Raw genomic sequence first — 1,026 nt, forward strand, 5'->3', positions numbered from 1 at the left:
CGTACGGCCCCACGGAGAGCACGACGTTCGCGGCGTGGCACGCGGTGGAGGCGCTCGCGGCGGACGCGGTGACGGTGCCCATTGGCCGTCCGCTGTCGAACACGGAGCTGTACGTGCTGGACGCGGAACTCCAGCCGGTGCCCGTGGGGGTGCTGGGTGAGCTGTACATCGGCGGTGACGGCCTGGCGCTGGGCTACCTGGGCCGTCCGGAGCTGACGGCGGAGAAGTTCGTACCGCATCCGTTCCGCACGCAGGCGGGTGCGCGGCTGTACCGCACCGGGGACCAGGTGAAGCAGTTGCCGGATGGCAGCGTGGTGTACCTGGGCCGCCTGGACTCGCAGGTGAAGGTGCGAGGCTTCCGAATCGAACTGGGCGAGGTGGAGTCCGCGCTCAGCCGCTGCGAGGGCGTGTCCGAGAGCGTGGTGGTGGTGCGGGAGGAGACGCCCGGCATCAAGCGGCTGGTGGCCTACGTGGTGGCGCGCACGGGCGCGCAGGTGACGACGGACGGGTTGCGCTCGGAGCTGAAGGCAAGGCTGCCGGAGTACATGGTGCCCGCGGTCTTCACGGTGCTGCCCGCACTGCCGTTGACGGTGAATGGCAAGGTGGACCGCAAGGCGCTGCCCGCGCCGGAGGCGAGCACGGAAGCCAGCGAGTCCTACGAAGCGCCGAGGACGCGGACCGAGGAGACGCTGGCGGGAGTCTGGGCGCGGGTGTTGGGCGTGGAGCGGGTGGGCGTGCGCGAGAACTTCTTCGCGCTGGGTGGCGACTCCATCTTGAGCATCCAGGTGGTAGCGAAGGCAGGGCAGGCGGGGCTGAAGGTGACGCCGAAGCAGTTGTTCCAGCACCCGACGGTGGAGCAGTTGGCGAAGGTGGTGGAGGCGGTCCGAGGCTCGGTGGGAGAGCAGGGGCTGGTGGAGGGAGAGGCGGCGCTGACGCCTATCCAGCGGTGGTTCTTCGAGAAGGAGCTGCCGCAGGCGCACCACTTCAACCAGGCGGTGCTGCTGGAGGCGAAGGAAGGGGTGGAGG

At 69.8% G+C, this 1,026-nt stretch carries 1 protein-coding gene; it reads left to right on the forward strand.

The window, feature by feature from the left end; genetic code table 11:
* A partial coding sequence (locus tag D7X74_RS42060; protein WP_147446920.1) for a phosphopantetheine-binding protein occupies positions 1-1,026 on the forward strand: 1,026 nt, incomplete at both ends.

Origin of the sequence: Corallococcus sp. CA047B (assembly GCF_003612065.1) — a bacterium.
Classification (GTDB): Bacteria; Myxococcota; Myxococcia; order Myxococcales; family Myxococcaceae; genus Corallococcus; species Corallococcus praedator.